The sequence below is a fragment of the Streptosporangium sp. NPDC048047 genome (genome assembly GCF_040653115.1).
GTDB lineage: Bacteria > Actinomycetota > Actinomycetes > Streptosporangiales > Streptosporangiaceae > Streptosporangium.
This window is the reverse complement of sequence record NZ_JBEZNH010000132.1, coordinates 1-2,073: the sequence shown is the minus strand read 5'-3', so window position 1 is coordinate 2,073 and position 2,073 is coordinate 1. Positions and strand designations below refer to the sequence as shown.

Here is a 2,073-nt window from a genome sequence, read left to right as displayed (position 1 = left end):
GTGGACCCCGAACAACAGCACCAACAACCAGTGGACCATCACCGCGAGCTGACCGTAACCACCGCGCGGCCGCCTCCGGCCCGCGCGCCCGTCCGACCCCCCACCCTCCAGGAGGCTCACGTGTCATCCACCCCCCTCAGCCGCCGCCGGCTGCTCCAGGCCGCAGGCGTCGCCGTCGTCGCCTCCACCGCCGGCCAGATCGGCGGCACCGGCACGGCCCGCGCCGCGGTCGCCCCGGCGCGGCCCGACATCGGCGTGTCGGCGTACCCGTTCGACTTCGGGCAGGTACGGCTGACGGCCGGCCGCTTGATGGACAACCAGAACCGGACGCTGTCGTACCTGCGGTTCGTCGACGTCGAACGGCTGCTGTACAACTTCCGCGCCAACCACCGGCTGTCCACCGGCGGCGCCGCCGCCAACGGCGGCTGGGACGCCCCCTCGTTCCCGTTCCGCACCCACGCGCAGGGGCACTTCCTCACCGCGTGGGCCCAGGCCTACGCCGTACTCGGCGACACCGTCTGCCGGGACAAGGCCACCCGCATGGTGGCCGAGATGGCCAGGTGCCAGGCCAACAACGGCGCCGCCGGATTCAACACCGGGTACCTGTCCGGCTTCCCCGAGTCGGACTTCACCGCCCTCGAGGCCCGCACGCTGAACAACGGCAACGTGCCGTACTACTGCATCCACAAGACCATGACCGGTCTGCTCGACGTGTGGCGCCTCATCGGCAGCACCCAGGCGCGCGACGTGCTGCTGGCGCTCGCCGGCTGGGTCGACTGGCGGACGGGCAGGCTGAGCGGCAGCCAGATGCAGGCCATGCTGGGCACCGAGTTCGGCGGCATGAACGCGGTGCTGACGGACCTGTACCAGCAGACCGGCGACACCCGCTGGATGATCACCGCCCAGCGGTTCGACCACGCCGCCGTGTTCAACCCCCTGGCGTCGAACCAGGACCAGCTGAACGGCCTGCACGCCAACACCCAGGTGCCCAAGTGGATCGGCGCGGCCCGCGAGTACAAGGCCACCGGCACGACCCGATACCGGGACATCGCCGTCAACGCCTGGAACATCACCGTCGGCGCGCACACCTACGCGATCGGCGGCAACAGCCAGGCGGAGCACTTCCGCGCCCCCAACGCGATCGCCGGTTACCTCGCCAACGACACCTGCGAGCACTGCAACAGCGTCAACATGCTCAACCTGACCCGCGAACTGTGGCTGCTGAACCCCGACCGGGCCGCGTACTTCGACTTCTACGAGCAGGCGCTGCTCAACCACGTCGTCGGCGCGCAGAACCCGGCCGACGGCCACGGTCACGTCACCTACTTCACCCCGCTCAAGCCGGGCGGCCGCCGCGGGGTGGGCCCGGCGTGGGGCGGCGGCACCTACAGCACCGACTACAACTCGTTCTGGTGCTGCCAGGGGACGGGGGTGGAGGTCAACACGAGGCTGATGGACTCCATCTACTTCCACAACGGCACCACGCTGACGGTGAACCTGTTCGTGCCGTCGACGCTGGACTGGACCCAGCGCGGCATCACGGTCACCCAGACGACGTCCTTCCCGGTGAGCGACACCACCACCCTCCAGGTCACCGGCGACGCCGGCGGGTCGTGGACGATGCGCGTCCGCATCCCCGCCTGGACCACCGGCGCCACGATCAGCGTCAACGGCGCCCAGCAGAACGTGGACACCACCCCCGGGACGTACGCCGTCCTCACCCGTTCCTGGAGCTCCGGCGACACCGTCACCGTGCGCCTGCCCATGCGGGTGCTCACGAAGCCCGCCAACGACAACCCCGGCATCCAGGCGATCGCCTACGGCCCGGTCGTCCTGTCCGGGAACTACGGCAACACCGCGCTGTCGGCGCCGCCGGCCCTGAACACCGCGTCCGTCACCAGGACCGGTTCCACGACCCTGGCCTTCACCGCGACCGCCGACTCGGCGACGGTCAACCTCGGCCCCTTCTACGACGCCCACGGGTACAACTACGCCGTCTACTGGAACACCGGCGGCGGCGGTCCCACGCCGACCGGCTGGGTGCGGATCGCCAACGTCACCACCGGTCTGGTG

At 70.3% G+C, this 2,073-nt stretch carries 1 protein-coding gene; it reads left to right on the top strand.

Features of this window, described 5'->3' with window-relative positions; genetic code table 11:
- Positions 1-120: 120 nt before the first annotated feature.
- Positions 121-2,073 (top strand): beta-L-arabinofuranosidase domain-containing protein (locus tag AB0D67_RS39050; protein WP_362947476.1); only part of this gene is annotated, 1,953 nt, incomplete at its 3' end.